Here is a 15,604-nt window from a genome sequence, read left to right on the forward strand (position 1 = left end):
ACTCTGAAAGGAGGGTTTGATATGCCTGTGTGTAAAAAGAAAATGACTTTAATTGTAGGGATTTTGGTGTGTGTGGTTAGTGGTGGCGAAGTGATGGGTGAAGTTGAATCGCGGACGGTTGCGCTGACGCGTGAAGCGGCGCCGGGAACACGTGCGATCTGGGGGGAGTTTGGTAATTTCACAATCAATAATGCTGGACAGACAGGGTTTATGGGGAGGTTGACGGGTATTGGTGTTGTTGATGCAAATGATTACGGAATTTGGCTTGAGGATGGTGGGATCAAGCAGTTTGTTGTGCGTGAGGGGGATGGCGCGAGTGATGTGGATGATGGTGCATACTACAGGAATTTCAACTTGCCTCGCATAAATTCGGAAGGGCAGGTGTTTTTTTCTGCTGAGTTGATTGGCGAGAATGTGATTGATGAAACTAATCGTGGATTGTGGCGATATCGTGAGGGGCATGGTACGAATATGTTGGCTCGCAGGGGGCATCCGTCGGGTGGCGACATTGAGTCGACGGGTTCGATTTCGTATGCTCGAGTGAATGATGCAGGGCAGTTTGCTTATCGTGCAATTCAGTATCTAGATAATTTTGAAACGGATGCGTTTGCGATCATGCGAGGGGAAGGCATGGTGCAGCATGTAATCGTGGATAATGGTGAGCATGCAACGGATCTTGGCGATGAGGTTGTGTTTGCGAGTTCGGTTTATACTCCGAGTATGAATAATGTTGGGGGATTGGGTTTCATTGCTCGGATTGAGGGGCCTGGGATTACGAATGAGAATCACAATGGTATTTGGTATGGGGATACAAACGGGCATGAGTTGATTACGCGTCAGGGTTTTGCGGCGAATGGTACAGATCAGTGGTTTAATGAATTTGGAAGTATCCGTGTGAATGATGCTGGTCAAGTTGCGTTTAATGCGAGCTTGAAGCCAAAGGTGGGGCAGGAATATCACCCGTTTACAGACAGGGGTTTGTGGGCGGGGACAAGTGATTTGTTAGAAATGGTCATGCGTTCGGGTGATGATGCTGCGGGTCTGAATGGATTGCAGTATGGTCAAACGCTGAGCTTTGTGATGAATACGGATGGTGATGTTTTATATTCATCATGGTTGTTGTTTGATGGCGTGGAATTGAATAGTGAGAAGGGGATGTGGTTGCATTCGGATGGTGAATCAGAGCTGATTGCGGTGACGGGGCGATCTCTACCTGGATTACAAGAATGGGAAACGGTTGATTATATCTTTTCGATGAACATGAATGATCTGGGTCAGGTTGTGTTTACGACGACGGTCGAAGGGGATGGGGTGACGGATGATAATGATCGTGCGTTGTGGTTGCGGAATGCGGATGGTGGTTTGCATCTGTTATTGCGTGAGGGTGAGTTGTTTGATGTAGATGATGATGCTGTGGGGGAAGATTTGCGCATGATCAATGATATTGATATGTATGGGTATTCAGGTGGTGAGGATGGTCAGACGCAGAGTTTGAATGACTCGGGTGAGTTGGCTGTGCATTTGAAGTTTAACGATGGCTCGGAGGGATTGTTTGTGTTGGATACGATGTCGACGATACCTGAGCCGATGACAGTGGGTTTGATGAGTGCTGGAGGGTTGGGATTTCTGTTGCGGAGGCGTCGAAGGGAATGAGTGGGAGGGGTGAATGTGGGCGCTGAATTCGCTGTGCATCTGTAGGTAGATGCACAGCGAATTTTTTATATTCTGTGATTGACTTAACCTAACAAAAACCTAAAATAAGAGTGAAGTCGGTAGGCTATTTTTTGATCAAGCGTTTGCGAGATAGGGGGAAGATATGAGGTGATGTGATGATTGTTAGTGCGAGTGTGCGGACGGATGTGCCTGCGTTTTATGGGGAGTGGTTTGTGAATCGATTGAGGGCGGGGTTTTGTGGTGTGTTGAATCCGTATAGTGGGAAGCCGTACCGGGTGAGTTTGGAGCGGGAGGATGTGGATGGGATTGTGTTTTGGACGAAGGATGTTGGGCCGTTCATGAAGCGATTGCATGAAGTGAAGGGGATGGGGTATCCGTTTGTGGTGAGTCATACGATTACGGGGAATCCAAGGGTGCTGGAGAGGTCGGTGGTGGATGCAGAGAAGGCGGTGGCGAACTTGAGGCGGATCGCGGATGAATTTGGTGAGCGGGTTTGTGTGTGGCGGTATGATCCGATTGTGTTCAGCACGGTGAGTCGATATGAGGATCATGTGCGGCGGTTTGAGATTTTAAGTGAGGCGTTAATAGGGGCAGTAGATGAGGTGGTGGTGTCGGTGATGCATCCCTATGCGAAAGTTAGACGGTCGATGGATGAGGTGGCGAAGTTGGTGGAGGACGGTGAGGGGAAGAATGGAGGGAGTCACGGAGGATATGGATTGAAGTGGTGGGATCCGAGTGATGATGTGAAGATGCGATTGATCAGTGAATTGGATGGGATTGCGAAAGGCAGGGGGATGCAACTCAAAGTGTGTACGGGAGAGGCGTATCGGCCTGCAGAGGTTGTGGCTGCGAAGTGTATCGATGTGGGGCGGATGAGTGATGTGGCGGGGCATGAGATCAAAGGAAAGGAAAGAGGTACGCGCGAGGGGTGTCTTTGTGATGAATCGCGAGATATTGGGATGTATGATACGTGCCCGCATGGGTGTGTGTATTGTTATGCGACAAACGATATGGCGTTAGTTACGAAGCGGTTTAAGGGGCATGATCCAGAAGGGAGGTTTTTGTATCGCTTGGATAGGTGTGTGGTTGATGAGGTTGAGAAGGAAAGCAAGACGGTTCAGCTCGGACTGTTTGGTGAGTTGTAAAAACAAACAGCTTCGCGGATGAGGCGAAGCTGTTTGGATTGTTTTGTTATTAAGTAGTGTGGAAATTATTCTGCAACGGGGACGTCTTCGGGGATTGCAGCGGATTGTTTTTTGCGGAACTCAATGTACTTGGCTTCTATCTCTTTGTTAGAAGTCGCGAGGATGGAAACCGCGAAGAGAGCAGCGTTGACGGCGCCGTGTGAGCCCATGGACATTGTGCCGACGGGGATACCTTTGGGCATATTGCAGGTTGAGAGGAGCGCGTCAAGGCCACCCATGAGCTTACCGTCCATTGGGACGCCGAGGACGGGGATGTGGGTGTAGGCAGCCATAACACCGGCGAGGTGTGCGGACATACCGGCGGCGGCGATAACGACCTTGATGCCGCGTTCTGCTGCAGTGGTGGCAAAGGTGTGTGCGCGTTCGGGTGTACGGTGTGCGGAACAGATTTTCATCTCATAGGGGATGCTCAGTTCATCAAGGATGTCCGCACATTTTTTCATTGTGGGAGCATCTGATGGAGAGCCCATGACGATGCCGACGAGGGGTTTGGATTGTTGCGTATTCATGGCGGGAGTATAGCGGAGAAAAGTGGTACGAATCAACTGGATGCTGGTTTGGAGCTGGGGATGTGAAGCGCAAGAATGGGGAAAGTGGGGGAGGTGGGTGCATCATCGGGAGAGGTTTGGATCTTATGATGTGGCTGTGAAATCAAGGGCGAGGGTAAAGGGATAGGAGGGTGAGCGAGAAAGGATGGATGATATTGGGGAGGATCGGAGGCTCGCATTCCGGGGCGGGCTTCCGGGCAGGTGCGGGGTGAGTTGATAGATGTTGTGCTGAGAAGCATGATGTCCGAAGCCGAGGATGCGGGGGCGGGTGATATTGGGGTGGATGAGCTGGGGGAGAATCAATAATTGGTTGATTCGACTGGGGAATTTGTCTAATAGAGAGTTAGGTAGGTAGTAAAAAAAAGAGGCTGACGAATCAGCCTCTTGGGGATGTACTTATGTATCGAAGAAATTAGTGTTTTCTGCGGAGCATCGCGAGGGCACCGATACCGAAGAGAGCGAGTGAAGCTGGCTCTGGAACTGTGGTGTAATCGATGTTGAGGACAGGGCGGTAAGCTGCGATGTTGTCATTGAGTGAACCGATCGCGGCTGGGAGTGGATTGGTCGTAGGGAGATTGCCTTCTGCGTCACGAATGACTTCTGAAGCTACGATTGCGAAACCTGCGTTGGTTGGATCTGCGATCCATTCTTCAATGAGTTCTGCGGAAAGATCGATGACGTATGTCATAGCGTGCTTACCGTCAGCAGAGTTTGTGTCAGCAGCAGAGTACATATTGTTGGTAGCAACCCAAGTTTCATTGCCTTCGCCATCAATAACACGCTTGTTGAGTTGTGTTTCGACACCGTCAACGAGCGTTTTGCTGATGTTGAGGGTTTGATCGAAGTTGCCAGGTTGGAAGCCGAAGTAGGCGTTGCTGTTCGCAGCCCAGTTGTCCCATACGTCGTTGCCTTGATAGCCCTTGTAAGCACCTGAGGCGCCGTAGTTAGCCCATGCTTGGTCAGCCGTTGTACCGAATGTCCAGCCAGCATTTGCCGATGTTAGTGTTTTAACATCGAACATGAAGGATGGAGCACCTGCTTGGCGATCATACAGCGTAATTTCGAGTGTACCACCTGTGATCGCGTCGTAATTGCCAGCCATGCTGGAGACATCGAAACGCATGATAGGTACGCGAACACCCTCGATAACGGTGTGATCGTTGCCACCTTCTGACACGATTTGAGGTGTCCAGTCGTGTGTGGAAGTGCTGCCAACAGAAACCTGGTTCCAGTTGTCGCCCATTGACCACATACGCATGTCGCTACCGAGAACGATACCGCCATCGTTGGTTGTGTCGAGGGCATAGGTTGTATTGGCGAATGGATCGAGCTCACCGACTTTGTAAGAAGCGGTGTCAGCTGAAGCGATGCCTGTTGTCAGAGCGACGGCTGGAAGAGCCATAAGTAGTGAATTGAAACGCATAATTTCTCCTTTTCTCTCTAATGCATGTGTGATTCTGCGTTGAAATGGATGGTGAGCCCATGGTTGGGCGGAACAATCACGCTCCAGTACGCTGCAGGAATATTCAAATTAGTGTCTTAAGTAAATGACTAGCTCAGTTTGCTAAGTGCGAATGCAATGGGATTAAATCAAACTGCTTGCTAGATGAAAGTGATCTTGAGGCTCAAAACAAATGAGTGTGATCACGCTTCTTTCCGTCTCTGTGTGTAAATGTAAATCGTGTGGATGAAACTTCAATTGCATGATATTCTTTTCAGCGAAAAAGTTATTAGCCGTCGAAAATGATAAATACTGGGGTGTTAAGATAGGTGAGGTGTTCGTTCTAAGCTTGCTATATTTCGTTATTTACGGCGAATACTCTGTGGAAATGAGTAAATATTTCGATTCTAAATGTGAAGCAAAAATACAACAACTATTGCGAATTAACAAACAATAATATTCACAATTTCGTGATAAAAAGTCGGGATATGTCCTGAGAATAGATAGGATAGGCGTGGCTTGTTGGTGGAAATTTAGACGAGATCAAGCCACGCTTCGGGGAGGACTTCAAGCCAGAAGCGGCCGTGGATCTTTTTGACGAAGACTTTGCAACCGAAGGTTTGGGTGAGAGATTCTGGGGTGATGATGTCAGAAGGAGGGCCTTGATTGATGAATTGACCGTCACGCATGAGGAAGACATTCGAGGTGCGTGGCGAGAGTTCTTCGACGTGATGGGTGATCATGATCAGGGCAGGAGGATTGGGTTTTGCGAGGATCATTTCGATGGTTGCGAGGATTTGTTCGCGTCCGGCGATATCAAGGCCTGCAGTCGGCTCGTCGAGGATGAGTAGTTGCGGGTGATGGACAAGGGCGCGTGCGATGAGAGCGCGGCGTTGTTCGCCCGTTGAGAGTGTGGCGAAACGATGGTCTTGGCGATGGGACAGGCCGACAGCATGAAGGTATTGGGAGGCGGTTTCGATTTGTGTCGGTGATGGTGTGTCGTATAGGCCGATGGTTGCGAAGAAGCCGGTGCAGACAGCTTGGAGCGTCGAGAGACGGGCGTCAACAATAGCGCCAGTGGTGTGGATGGATGAGGTGTCGGTCGTTGGATTGACGATGCCTATGTGCTTGCGGAGTTTGGGGATGTTGGTTTCGCCGATGGTGCGGCCGAGGATTTGGAGTGAGCCGCTGGTTGGGAAGATGTGTCCGAGGATGGTGCGGGCGAAGGTTGTTTTGCCGCAGCCATTGGGCCCGAGGATTGCGACAGCTTGGCCTGCCTTGATGGTGCAGTTGAGGTTGTTGAGGATGGTGGTGTTGCCGCGTTGTATGGTGAGGTTGTGGGCTTGTATAGCGAATGTTTCTTGGGGATTGCTCATGCTGTCATGATAGCTGTTGGGTGTGATATGATCTATTTATATATAGATGCATATGATCTGAATGGAGAAACGATGGCAGCAAAGCGTATAAAGAAAATTGTGGTGAGCGAGACGCAAAAAAAGCGGCATGAGCGGTTGTTGATAGAGTTGACGTCGTTGCCAACGGGGACGGGTAAGGAGCATGCGGTTGTTCGGTATCTATATGATTGGGTCGCGCGGCGAGCTTGGGTGAGTATGAAACGAGACAAGTGGGGAAATGTGTTATTGGGTTTGAAGGGAAGGCGAGCAAAGCGGCCAGTGGTGTTGACATCGCATTTGGATCATCCAGCTTTTGTTGTTTATGAAGTGAAAGATGGTGGGCGAGAGGTATGGGCAGAATTTAGAGGTGGGGTGCATAATGATTATTTTGTGGGAACGAAAGTGCGATGGTGGTCACGTGTAGAGGGTGAGCTAGATAAAATAAAGTGCGAACAATTTGAAGGTAAAGATTCATATCAAACGCTGATAGATCTCAAAGAAACGAAGAGGGGCGAAGTGGCAGAAGTATTCGATGCTGATGAAAAAAATGGACAAATGTTTAAACAGGCTAAAATTTGTTTTCTAGCTAAAAATAAGGTCAAAACAGGTGACTTGCTAACGTGGGATTTACGCGAAAGCAAAGTTGTTAGATGTAAACTGAATGCACGGGTTTGTGACGATCTCGCAGTTACCGCAGCGTCACTCACTTGTTTTGAACGGTGGTATGAACGAAATAAAAATAAGCTCAAAGAGGCACATCATGTGCAAGTGTTGTTTACACGCGCAGAAGAAGTCGGATTTATTGGCGCGATGGGAGCTTGTCAGTCGGGGTTGATTGCAGATGATGCGAGGTTGATCGCGCTTGAGAATTCGAAGAGTATTCCGGGAGATTCGCCGCAGGGAGCAGGCCCGATAGTACGCGTGGGAGATGCAACGTCGACGTTTGGTCACGAATTGAATTACCGCATATCGCAGATCGCGAAGCAACTAACGGGTGAGGATGAAACTTTTCAGTATCAAAGAAAGCTGATGCCGGGTGGATCGTGTGAGGCTACAGCCTACCAGTGTTATGGGTATCAAACGACATGTTTGTGTTTGCCGCTTGTCAATTATCACAACATGAATGAGCAAACGAAAAAGATTGATGTTGAAGTGATAGATATGAGGGACTATCACAATATGGTTAAACTGTTAATTGGTGTGTGTGAGCGTTTGGATAACGGTGAGGTTGACGGATTAAGGCGGGTTTTGGATGACTTGTTTGAGAAGCGGAAGCATGTCTTGAGCTGAAGATTTTTTGTCAGTACAGAGTCTTGAGATTGTGATTTGTGCCAGCACGTAAAACGCGCATGACTTGCGCGTTGCTGGTATTTTTTTTGCGCTGATGAGGTTTATGCGCTGCAAGTGCGAATATTGCGCATTGGCACGCGAATTGTGAATGCATTGGCACTTTTGTGGGAAAACTGTCGAGAATCAAAGTTTTTTTGCTGGCGCACGTCCAATAATGACGGTTTGGCACAGTGTTTGCGTAGTGATGGGCACGGTTTGACGCATACGGTTTGCGTCTTGTAGTGATCAGTAAACGAATCAGAAAGAAGTGCCACATGGGCGGGTCCAGTGACCGACAAGGTGAAAAGTCCTTGCTTCACATCCTTCGTGAAGCAGATGCGCATCGACCAGCTGAAGACGGCAAAAGTCTTGGGCGCGGTCTTGTTCGGCTTGCGCACCTTGCATCGGCGGTTCATCGCTATCAAGCGGTTGCCGATCTGGAGACTTCAGAAGATTCGTTATTGATGAAGGCTTCAAGCGGAGCTTGAATAGTGTCCAGATTGTCCGTGCGGAGCACGGCTGGCAGTAAGCGATAGACGATGAACTACGGATTGTACATCTCTGCTTCGGGCGTGTTGACGAACATGTATCGTCAGGACGTTTATGCCAACAATTTGGCGAACATGAAGACGACAGGCTTCAAGGCTGATCTCGCAGCTTTGATGCAACGTGATCCCGAGTCGGTGGAAGACCAGCTTGGGATGGACGTGTCGAATGATCTTTTAGACAAGCTTGGTGGCGGTGTGCTGGCCGCTCCGATGCAGATTGCATTTAATCAAGGCAAGCTTGAGACAACTGGGCAACGTACAGATGTTGCTTTGCTAGAAGCAGATCAGTTTTTTGCTGTGCAACAACAAAATCGGGATGGTTCCTCGACAATCAGACTTTCGCGCGATGGCAACTTAACGCTCAATAGCGAAGGATATCTGGTTCAGTCGAATGGCCAGAAAATTCTCGATGATGGCGATACGCCAATCTTGCTGCAGCCAGGTTTATTCGAAATTACCAGCACGGGTCTTGTCAGGCAGAACGATGAGACTGTCGCACAGCTCCAAGTTACAACGTTCAAAGATTTAGAGCAGCTCTATAAAGTCGGCCAAAACATGCTTGGTTTTAAGCATGATTTGCGAGAAATGATCGACAATCCATCAGTTAGCCCGGGCCAATTGGAATCTTCATCGGTTGATCCGATTAAAGCCATGATGGACGTGATGGCAGCAAGCAAAGCAGTTACTGGGAATGCAAGAATGATTCAGTATCACGACACATTAATGAATCACGCGGTCAATCGTTTAGGAAAAATATCAGCCTAATCGAGCATTAGGCTTACCAGTCATTGTGTAGATGATTGAGCCTTCGTAAGAGGAAACAGGAGTTTAGGATGGCAATCTCGGCCTTACATTCAGCAGCATCTGGCCTATCTTCGCTATCGACGTCGCTTGATGTGATCTCTAACAACTTGGCGAATATGAATACCGTCGGGTTTAAAGCGTCACGCGTTAATTTCGAAGATTTGCTATACGAGCAAAAAGCTCAGCCGGGTGTTCAGAATGAAGAATCTGGCTTTCGTCCTCACGGGATTCAGGTTGGCCTAGGGACACGGGTAAGTGGTACGAGCATTGAGTTCACTCAAGGTGACCGCATCGAAGACCCCAACCCATACTCAATGGCTATTAATGGTGAAGGCTTCTTCCGTGTTCAGATCCTTAGCGGACTGTCAGAAGATGGCTTTGGCTATACCCGGGCAGGAAATTTTTCTACTAATGCCGACGGCGAACTTGTACTTGGAACCACCAGCGGTCCAAGGTTGGATCCACCAATTAATATTCCAGACGGCACCACTACAACACGCATCAGTGAAACCGGTGGGGTCTATGCGGTGAGCGGCGATGGGACTGAGCAACAGATTGGACAAGTTGAGCTATACAACTTTGCTAACCCATCGGGTCTAACGCAGATTGGTGGGAATATTTATGTTGAGGGTGTCGCTTCGGGACCCAATATTCCCGGAAATCCAGGTGATATTTCATTTGGTCGTATTCAGCATAAGTTCCTTGAATCATCCAACGTGACGCCCACGACTGAGTTAGTAACGCTGATTACAACACAACGTGCTTTTGAAATGAACAGCCAAACAATCAAGGCTGCTGACGAAACACTCAAGGTGATTAGTAACCTTAAGCAATAAATAAAAACAGTTAGTGATGCAGGATGACGCTAACTGAAGCATGAAGCGAATGAGTTCGGCACGGATGCCGAAGAGGATGGATAAAAATCGGCAGCGGAGCTGTCGCCGGAATCCAAGGAAGAGGAGGAGGGGATGAAAGTCGGGGGATCATGGAGGGGGTATCGTGAGTCGTTGACCCACACTGGCAGGATGCACTGCCGGGGAAAAGGATGTCCCCGGCCGATGAAGGATCAGGATGATGAATAGCAAAACATGGATGTTGTTTGCTACGCTCACAGTACTGTTGACAGTCTGCATGCGAACGGATGCGAATACGATCCGTTTACACGATCAGATCACGGTTAATGGGCCAACTGTTGAGTTGCAAGAAATCGCAGAAATTGATGGTGAATACGCCAGCCAATTTGCGGAGTTAACCGTTGGCTCTTTTTCCAATGTGACGCAGTTAAAGATCAGCATGAAAAATGTGCGTGAGTTGCTGACGAGTGAAAAAGCCAACTGGGGCTTGTTATCACTAGTCGGTTTCCAGCAATCAGTCGTTTCTTTGATAGAACCTCTTCCTGAGGTGATCGAAACTCAATCAACCGAACCAATCATTAGTAATTCGGTTGCACGCATGACGATTGATCAACCCATTTCACTAAAATCATTTGTTGTGAAAAAGATTGCAGAGCGTCTGAAACTAGATTCGAATGATCTTAAAATTGAGTTCAAAAGTAGAGATTCCGAGTATCTGTCGCAAAGTGTGTTAGGCAAAACATACGAAGTTTCTTTTAAAGGTCGAAATACACTTGGCCGCGTAACGCTTGCAATAAGACGTTACGAACTATCCCGGGTTATTGAAGAATACTATATCTATCCAAGTATTAGCCGGAAAATTGCAGGTTTAAAAGCTAACCATTCGTTTCGTACGGGTGACATTATTAAGCCTGGATCCGTCCAAATAATTGATAAATGGATTGATAAACAAGAAGGTGAACCTATCCAAAGTATTGATCTCGCAATCGGCCACGCGGTAAAGCGTCCGATTCGTGAGGGATCTTTTATTTATCCAAGAGATATCAAATTACCCGCACTAATTAAACGTAATCAGTTTGTTAGTGTTCGTGCTATTTCTGGCAGGCTTGTTGTCAGAACAACTGCCAAAGCGCTAGAGGATGGTGGACTAAATGACATCATTAATGTTAAGCACATCAAAACCAATGAAACGTACAACATTCTCGTAACAGGTCGCGGTCAAGGCACAGTAATTAAATCTATACCAGCCGTGGAATTGTCAGATCATGTGATGACAACCATTGAGGATACACAGTCATGAATAAAATGATCCTTCTTATCCTACTAAGTGCTTGTGTTTCACTTGATAGAGTCGCAGCCCAGACATCTTCCCTTTATGTCACAGAAGAAGCAGCGTCAAGCATCCGTGTGCCATATCAACGTAATGGGTCGAGCCTTGACCGACGTCTTGCAGTGTCAGTTTCACAAGCAAGCTTTACAGCGGTTCGTTTGCCTGAACTTCGTCAATTCGCAAAACATGATCTGATTCAGATCATTATTCAAGAATCCACATCAAGTGACTTTAAGTCATCAATGGATACCGGTAAGGAAACGACGATTGAAGGTAATGTGACGAATCTACCTAAGTTTCAACTTGCAGACTTACTTGAGCTTCGCATTGATCCCAACGGCGTGACTAATCCGCTGAAAATCGGCGCTGATTATAAGCAAGAGTTTAAGGGTGACGGGGATATCAAAAAGACAGAAACGATTACGGGCAGGATTCAAGCGCGTGTCATCGATGTTAAACCAAACGGAACCCTCGTACTTGAAGCACGCAAATACAATCAGGTAGACGATGAAGTTGTCGAGATCGTCCTGACAGGCACATGTCGTGCTGAAGACGTTTCCTCCATGAACACCATCACCTCAAGTCAGCTTTATGACTTGCATTTGGTTAAGAAGCACTCCGGAGAACTCCGCAAAGCGACTAAGAAGGGCATTCTTACTCGCATAGCAGAGACTATTTTCAACTTTTAAACACTGGGTAATCAATATGAAAAAGATTCATCAACAATTCATTTGTTTCGCAGTGTTTAGCCTCTTTATATTGGCGACACTTCAGCAAGTCAGTGCTGTGCAGATTATGGATATCGCTAGGCCCAAAGGTGCTGAAACCAGTTCCCTAACCGCTTACGGCTTGGTTGTTGGTTTGAATGGAACTGGAGATGGCGGAAAGTTTGATGCGACTAATCGTGCATTAGCACAAACAATCGCCCATCTAACAGATGAAACAGTGACCGCCTCTGAAATGTCATCGTCAAAGAACGTTGCGCTGGTCGCAATCTCAGCTGAAATACCTGCCTCCGGTGTTCGAGAAGGTGATCGTATCGAAGTCAAGGTGAGCGCCGTCGGATCAGCAAAAAGTCTCGAAGGTGGCCGCTTATTCCTCTCGCCAATGATCGGCCCATACCCTAATGCACCAATTTTTGCGATGGCAGAAGGTGCTGTTCAGATTAATGCAAACACGCCAACCAGCGGAGTGATTTATAGAGGGGCACAGCTGACTCGTGATGTGACTACACGCTTCCTCGATGAGTACGGCAACATTACTCTCGTACTTGATGAGCAGCACGCACAACTCAATATTGCTGTGTTGCTCGCTGATCAAATCAATGCAGAACACAATCCAGATGATTTTTCTGGCGACCCAAGAAGAACAAGTCAAATTGCATGGGCTCAGGATGCAAAAAACGTCAAAGTCAACGTCCCACTCGAATACCGTCAGCATGTCGCACAGTTTTTAGCCAAGATCATGTCGACCTATATCCCCAAAGATTTTATGCGTGGACAGGCCGTTGTGTATATCAACATGAAAGAAGAAACAATCGCGGTTGATGGTGCTGTTGAGATATCACCGGTTGGTATTTCAAACAGTGGTTTGGAAATTTCAACGATCACACCAGCCCCAGTCGCCTCACCAATAAATCCAATTGTTGAAAGAAATCGATTCGTTGCAATGAATGCAAAGGAAGATGATAGCCCACAGCTGAATGATCTCATTGATACCTTTAACCAATTAAAGACGCCGATGAAAGATCGAATCAGCATTATCAAAGCCATGCATAAAAGTGGCAATATCCACGCAAAACTCATTATCGAATAAAACCATGAATATCGAATCAATACAAAACTCGAATCTATCTTTGCCACCATCCATGATGGACACGCAAAGAGTATCTCATGAAAAATTTGATTCACTTGCCGCAGAAGCACGTGAAGCTTTGAATAAAAAGCCAAGTGAACTTGAAGCAAAAATTCGCGATGCTTCCGAGCAGCTTGTTTCCAGTTCATTTGTTTTGCCAATCCTGCAACAGATGCAAAATGATCCGTTCCGTAGCGAGCTTTTTCATGGTGGTCAGGCCGAAGATATTTTCTCACAGCAATGGAATACCAAGATCGCTGACGACATGGTTAAACGTGCGAATTTCCCAATGGTCGAAGCGGTATACAACAAGATCATGAATCACGCCAGCAATCAAACCGGTGCAAATACTCAATCGAAAGCGTTAGATATCAATGGATAAATCAATCGATAATCAAATCAACACGCTTGATCTAATCTTGCAAAAACAATTGCAATTACACACCTCATTACTCGATTTGCTCAAGCAAAAACGTAATGCGATCGGTAGCAGTGACCCCTCGCAAATGACAAATATCTGTGAGCTTGAGCAGGAAAAAATACATCTAATCAAGCAGCTGGAAAATAAACGCCAACAGATTGTTATTAACGTAACGAAGCATCTGAATCCACAAGCAACTCTGCCGCTAACAATGCAGGATATCGCGCAGTATATCGGCGGCACCGAAGGTGATCGGCTGCTCATACGACGAAACCAATTACGCCAAAAGATGGAAGATGTACGCCAGCAAGCGTCAATCGCGAAACGCGCAACCGAGTCACTCATGCGTCACATGCAAAGTATTGTGCAAACAATCACAGCCGCCTCATCAGGGACTGCTTCATATGGCGATAGCGGCGTCATGAATAACCGAGGCATGAACATGAGTTCATTGAACTTAACTGCCTAACTCGATATTTACCGGATCGTTATCATGGGTTTAAATACCGCATTACAAATCGGCCGATCAGGATTACTCACCGCTCAAACTGCTTTGGAGTTGACCGGTAATAATCTTGCGAATGCCGCAACGCCCGGCTACCACCGCAATAATGTTGTGCTTTCCGCGGTTGCTTCTCAAAGATTAGGCCCCAACGTTTATCTTGGCCAAGGTGTTCAGCTAGATAGTATCGTTCGTCAGACTGACGAAGCGCTTGAAGCCCGGATTCGTGGTTCAATCTCAGATGGTTCGTATTCTCAGACACGTACTGATTTGCTCAAACAAATCGAATCAATCGAAGGTGAATTTACCACCGTTAATGTCTCCAGTAAGCTAGGCAAATTCTTTGATTCATGGAGTGGTCTTGCGTCCAAACCACAGGATGATGCAAAGCGCACAATCGTTATTTCCGAATCTGAAACGCTAGCTCGCCACATTCAACAGATTGATAGCGAAATCAAGGACCTGCGAGGGCAAACCGATAGCGCCATCAAGCAAAGTGTCGTTTCCGTCAATGATACGCTTGAGCAAATCGGTCAGCTCAATCAACAGATCGCACTCAGTGAACAGGGGACAGGCAATGCTTCTTCTCTCCGTGATCAACGTGACCAATTACTCGCTGAGCTTTCGAAGTACATGGATGTTTCAACCGTCGAAATGCCCAGTGGTAGTGTCGATGTTTATGTTGGCTCAATTCCGATTGTGATGAACGGGCAACCACAGCGCATTGAAGTTGCGTACGACACAATCAATGGTGTTTCAACACCTGTCATCAAAGCTGGCAAAGATAAAGATCCACTCGTGATGAATGGTGGCCAGCTCGGAGCTCTCATTGATTACCGCACCATTGATCTCGAAAAAACAATCGATTCTCTCGATTCACTTGCAAAACAGCTGATTTTTGAGGTCAACAAGCAACACTCCCAATCGCAAGGCCTTTCAGGCTTCACAGATATCACCGGCACTTACACAGTACAGGATTCCTCTGCCGCTCTTAATTCAGTCGCAGCAGGCATGGAATTCACGCCAGAACATGGCAGCTTCAAAATCCATGTCAAGGATAAAAGCACAGGTCAGATGACAACCTCCGTTATCAATATCGATCTTGATGGTATTGGTGGCGACGATACCTCACTTGATTCACTCGTTGCTCAGATCAACAGCGTAGCCGGCATATCCGCTTCAATCTCACCTTCTGGCCAGATCAAACTCAACGCTGATGGCTCAAATCTTGAAATGTCATTCAGTGAGGATTCGAGTGGTGTACTTGCTGCACTCGGGGTGAATACATTCTTCGATGGCTACAACGCCACAACAATCGCTGTAAACGATGTAATCAAAAGTGATTCTTCAAAAATCGCTTCAGGTCGCGGTCATCTTGCTGGTGATAATACAGCCGCTCTGGCGATTGACGCTTTACGCGACGAGCCTATTGATGGTTTTAATGGTACGTCAATCACAGATTTTTGGAACAAGCATGTCCAAGATCTCGCGGTCAATATTTCACAGTCAAACAGTCAAGCGACAGCTGACCAAACCGTTAAAAACAGTCTAGAAGCACAACAGCAATCTATCTCCGGTGTCAATGTTGATGAAGAAACCATCAACCTGATGAAATACCAACAAGCATACCAGGCTTCTGCCCGTTACCTCAGTACCGTTCAGCAGCTTATGGAAACACTGCTCTCACTTGCCTAAGCATG

15 protein-coding genes are annotated in these 15,604 nt (G+C 47.3%); 12 read left to right on the top strand and 3 right to left on the bottom strand.

What is annotated here, in order from left to right:
• Window positions 1-21 precede the first annotated feature (21 nt).
• Together KS4_RS03380 and KS4_RS03385 are read left to right on the top strand one after the other, a co-directional pair.
• Window positions 22-1,653, top strand: coding sequence for a DUF7453 family protein (locus KS4_RS03380; RefSeq protein ID WP_145074628.1), 1,632 nt, complete (start codon window positions 22-24; stop codon window positions 1,651-1,653).
• Between the two features lie 176 nt (window positions 1,654-1,829).
• The gene (locus tag KS4_RS03385) at window positions 1,830-2,819 is read left to right on the top strand and encodes a DUF1848 domain-containing protein (RefSeq protein ID WP_145074629.1); all 990 of its coding nucleotides are present in this window, start codon (window positions 1,830-1,832) and stop codon (window positions 2,817-2,819) included.
• 65 nt (window positions 2,820-2,884) lie between these two features.
• Here KS4_RS03385 and purE read toward each other — a convergent pair whose 3' ends face one another.
• The 3 genes from purE to KS4_RS03400 all read right to left on the bottom strand — a co-directional run bounded on the left by purE (window position 2,885) and on the right by KS4_RS03400 (window position 6,244).
• Window positions 2,885-3,388, bottom strand: coding sequence for a 5-(carboxyamino)imidazole ribonucleotide mutase (purE, locus tag KS4_RS03390; protein WP_145074630.1), 504 nt, complete (start codon window positions 3,386-3,388; stop codon window positions 2,885-2,887).
• 451 nt (window positions 3,389-3,839) lie between these two features.
• Entirely contained in the window at window positions 3,840-4,850 is a 1,011-nt protein-coding gene (locus KS4_RS03395; protein ID WP_145074631.1) for a PEP-CTERM sorting domain-containing protein, read from the bottom strand.
• Between the two features lie 551 nt (window positions 4,851-5,401).
• Window positions 5,402-6,244: an ABC transporter ATP-binding protein gene (locus KS4_RS03400; protein ID WP_145074633.1), complete on the bottom strand. Its 843-nt coding sequence runs from the start codon at window positions 6,242-6,244 to the stop codon at window positions 5,402-5,404.
• A gap of 72 nt (window positions 6,245-6,316) precedes the next feature.
• On the opposite strand from KS4_RS03400, the gene KS4_RS03405 reads away from it, so the two are divergent.
• The 10 genes from KS4_RS03405 (at window position 6,317) to flgK (ending at window position 15,599) form a co-directional block, all read left to right on the top strand.
• Window positions 6,317-7,552 carry a hypothetical protein gene (locus KS4_RS03405; protein ID WP_200761527.1) on the top strand — a complete coding sequence of 412 codons (1,236 nt, stop codon included), beginning with the start codon at window positions 6,317-6,319 and terminating at the stop codon, window positions 7,550-7,552.
• Between the two features lie 314 nt (window positions 7,553-7,866).
• Window positions 7,867-8,079 (top strand): hypothetical protein, encoded by a 213-nt coding sequence (locus KS4_RS03410; protein ID WP_145074637.1) that lies wholly within the window; start codon window positions 7,867-7,869, stop codon window positions 8,077-8,079.
• Window positions 8,080-8,130: 51 nt separating this feature from the next.
• Window positions 8,131-8,904, top strand: a complete 774-nt coding sequence (locus KS4_RS03415) for a flagellar hook-basal body protein (RefSeq protein WP_145074639.1) — start codon at window positions 8,131-8,133, stop codon at window positions 8,902-8,904.
• A 68-nt stretch (window positions 8,905-8,972) separates the two neighbouring features.
• Window positions 8,973-9,779: a flagellar basal-body rod protein FlgG gene (gene flgG, locus KS4_RS03420; RefSeq protein ID WP_145074641.1), complete on the top strand. Its 807-nt coding sequence runs from the start codon at window positions 8,973-8,975 to the stop codon at window positions 9,777-9,779.
• A gap of 238 nt (window positions 9,780-10,017) precedes the next feature.
• Window positions 10,018-11,097: a flagellar basal body P-ring formation chaperone FlgA gene (gene flgA / locus KS4_RS03425; RefSeq protein WP_200761528.1), complete on the top strand. Its 1,080-nt coding sequence runs from the start codon at window positions 10,018-10,020 to the stop codon at window positions 11,095-11,097.
• Window positions 11,094-11,816: a flagellar basal body L-ring protein FlgH gene (locus KS4_RS03430; RefSeq protein ID WP_145074645.1), complete on the top strand. Its 723-nt coding sequence runs from the start codon at window positions 11,094-11,096 to the stop codon at window positions 11,814-11,816. Before flgA ends, KS4_RS03430 begins: the two co-directional genes overlap by 4 nt.
• A gap of 16 nt (window positions 11,817-11,832) precedes the next feature.
• Window positions 11,833-12,942 (top strand): flagellar basal body P-ring protein FlgI, encoded by a 1,110-nt coding sequence (locus KS4_RS03435; protein WP_145074647.1) that lies wholly within the window; start codon window positions 11,833-11,835, stop codon window positions 12,940-12,942.
• Window positions 12,943-12,946: 4 nt separating this feature from the next.
• On the top strand, window positions 12,947-13,363 hold the full coding sequence (locus tag KS4_RS03440; RefSeq protein ID WP_145074650.1) for a hypothetical protein: 417 nt from the start codon (window positions 12,947-12,949) through the stop codon (window positions 13,361-13,363).
• Complete coding sequence (locus tag KS4_RS03445) at window positions 13,356-13,871, top strand: flagellar protein FlgN (protein ID WP_145074653.1); 516 nt, start codon at window positions 13,356-13,358, stop codon at window positions 13,869-13,871. Before KS4_RS03440 ends, KS4_RS03445 begins: the two co-directional genes overlap by 8 nt.
• Before the next feature lie 24 nt (window positions 13,872-13,895).
• On the top strand, window positions 13,896-15,599 hold the full coding sequence (gene flgK / locus KS4_RS03450; protein WP_145074656.1) for a flagellar hook-associated protein FlgK: 1,704 nt from the start codon (window positions 13,896-13,898) through the stop codon (window positions 15,597-15,599).
• The last annotated feature ends 5 nt before the right edge of the window (window positions 15,600-15,604 follow it).

Source organism: Poriferisphaera corsica, assembly GCF_007747445.1.
Classification (GTDB): Bacteria; Planctomycetota; Phycisphaerae; order Phycisphaerales; family Phycisphaeraceae; genus Poriferisphaera; species Poriferisphaera corsica.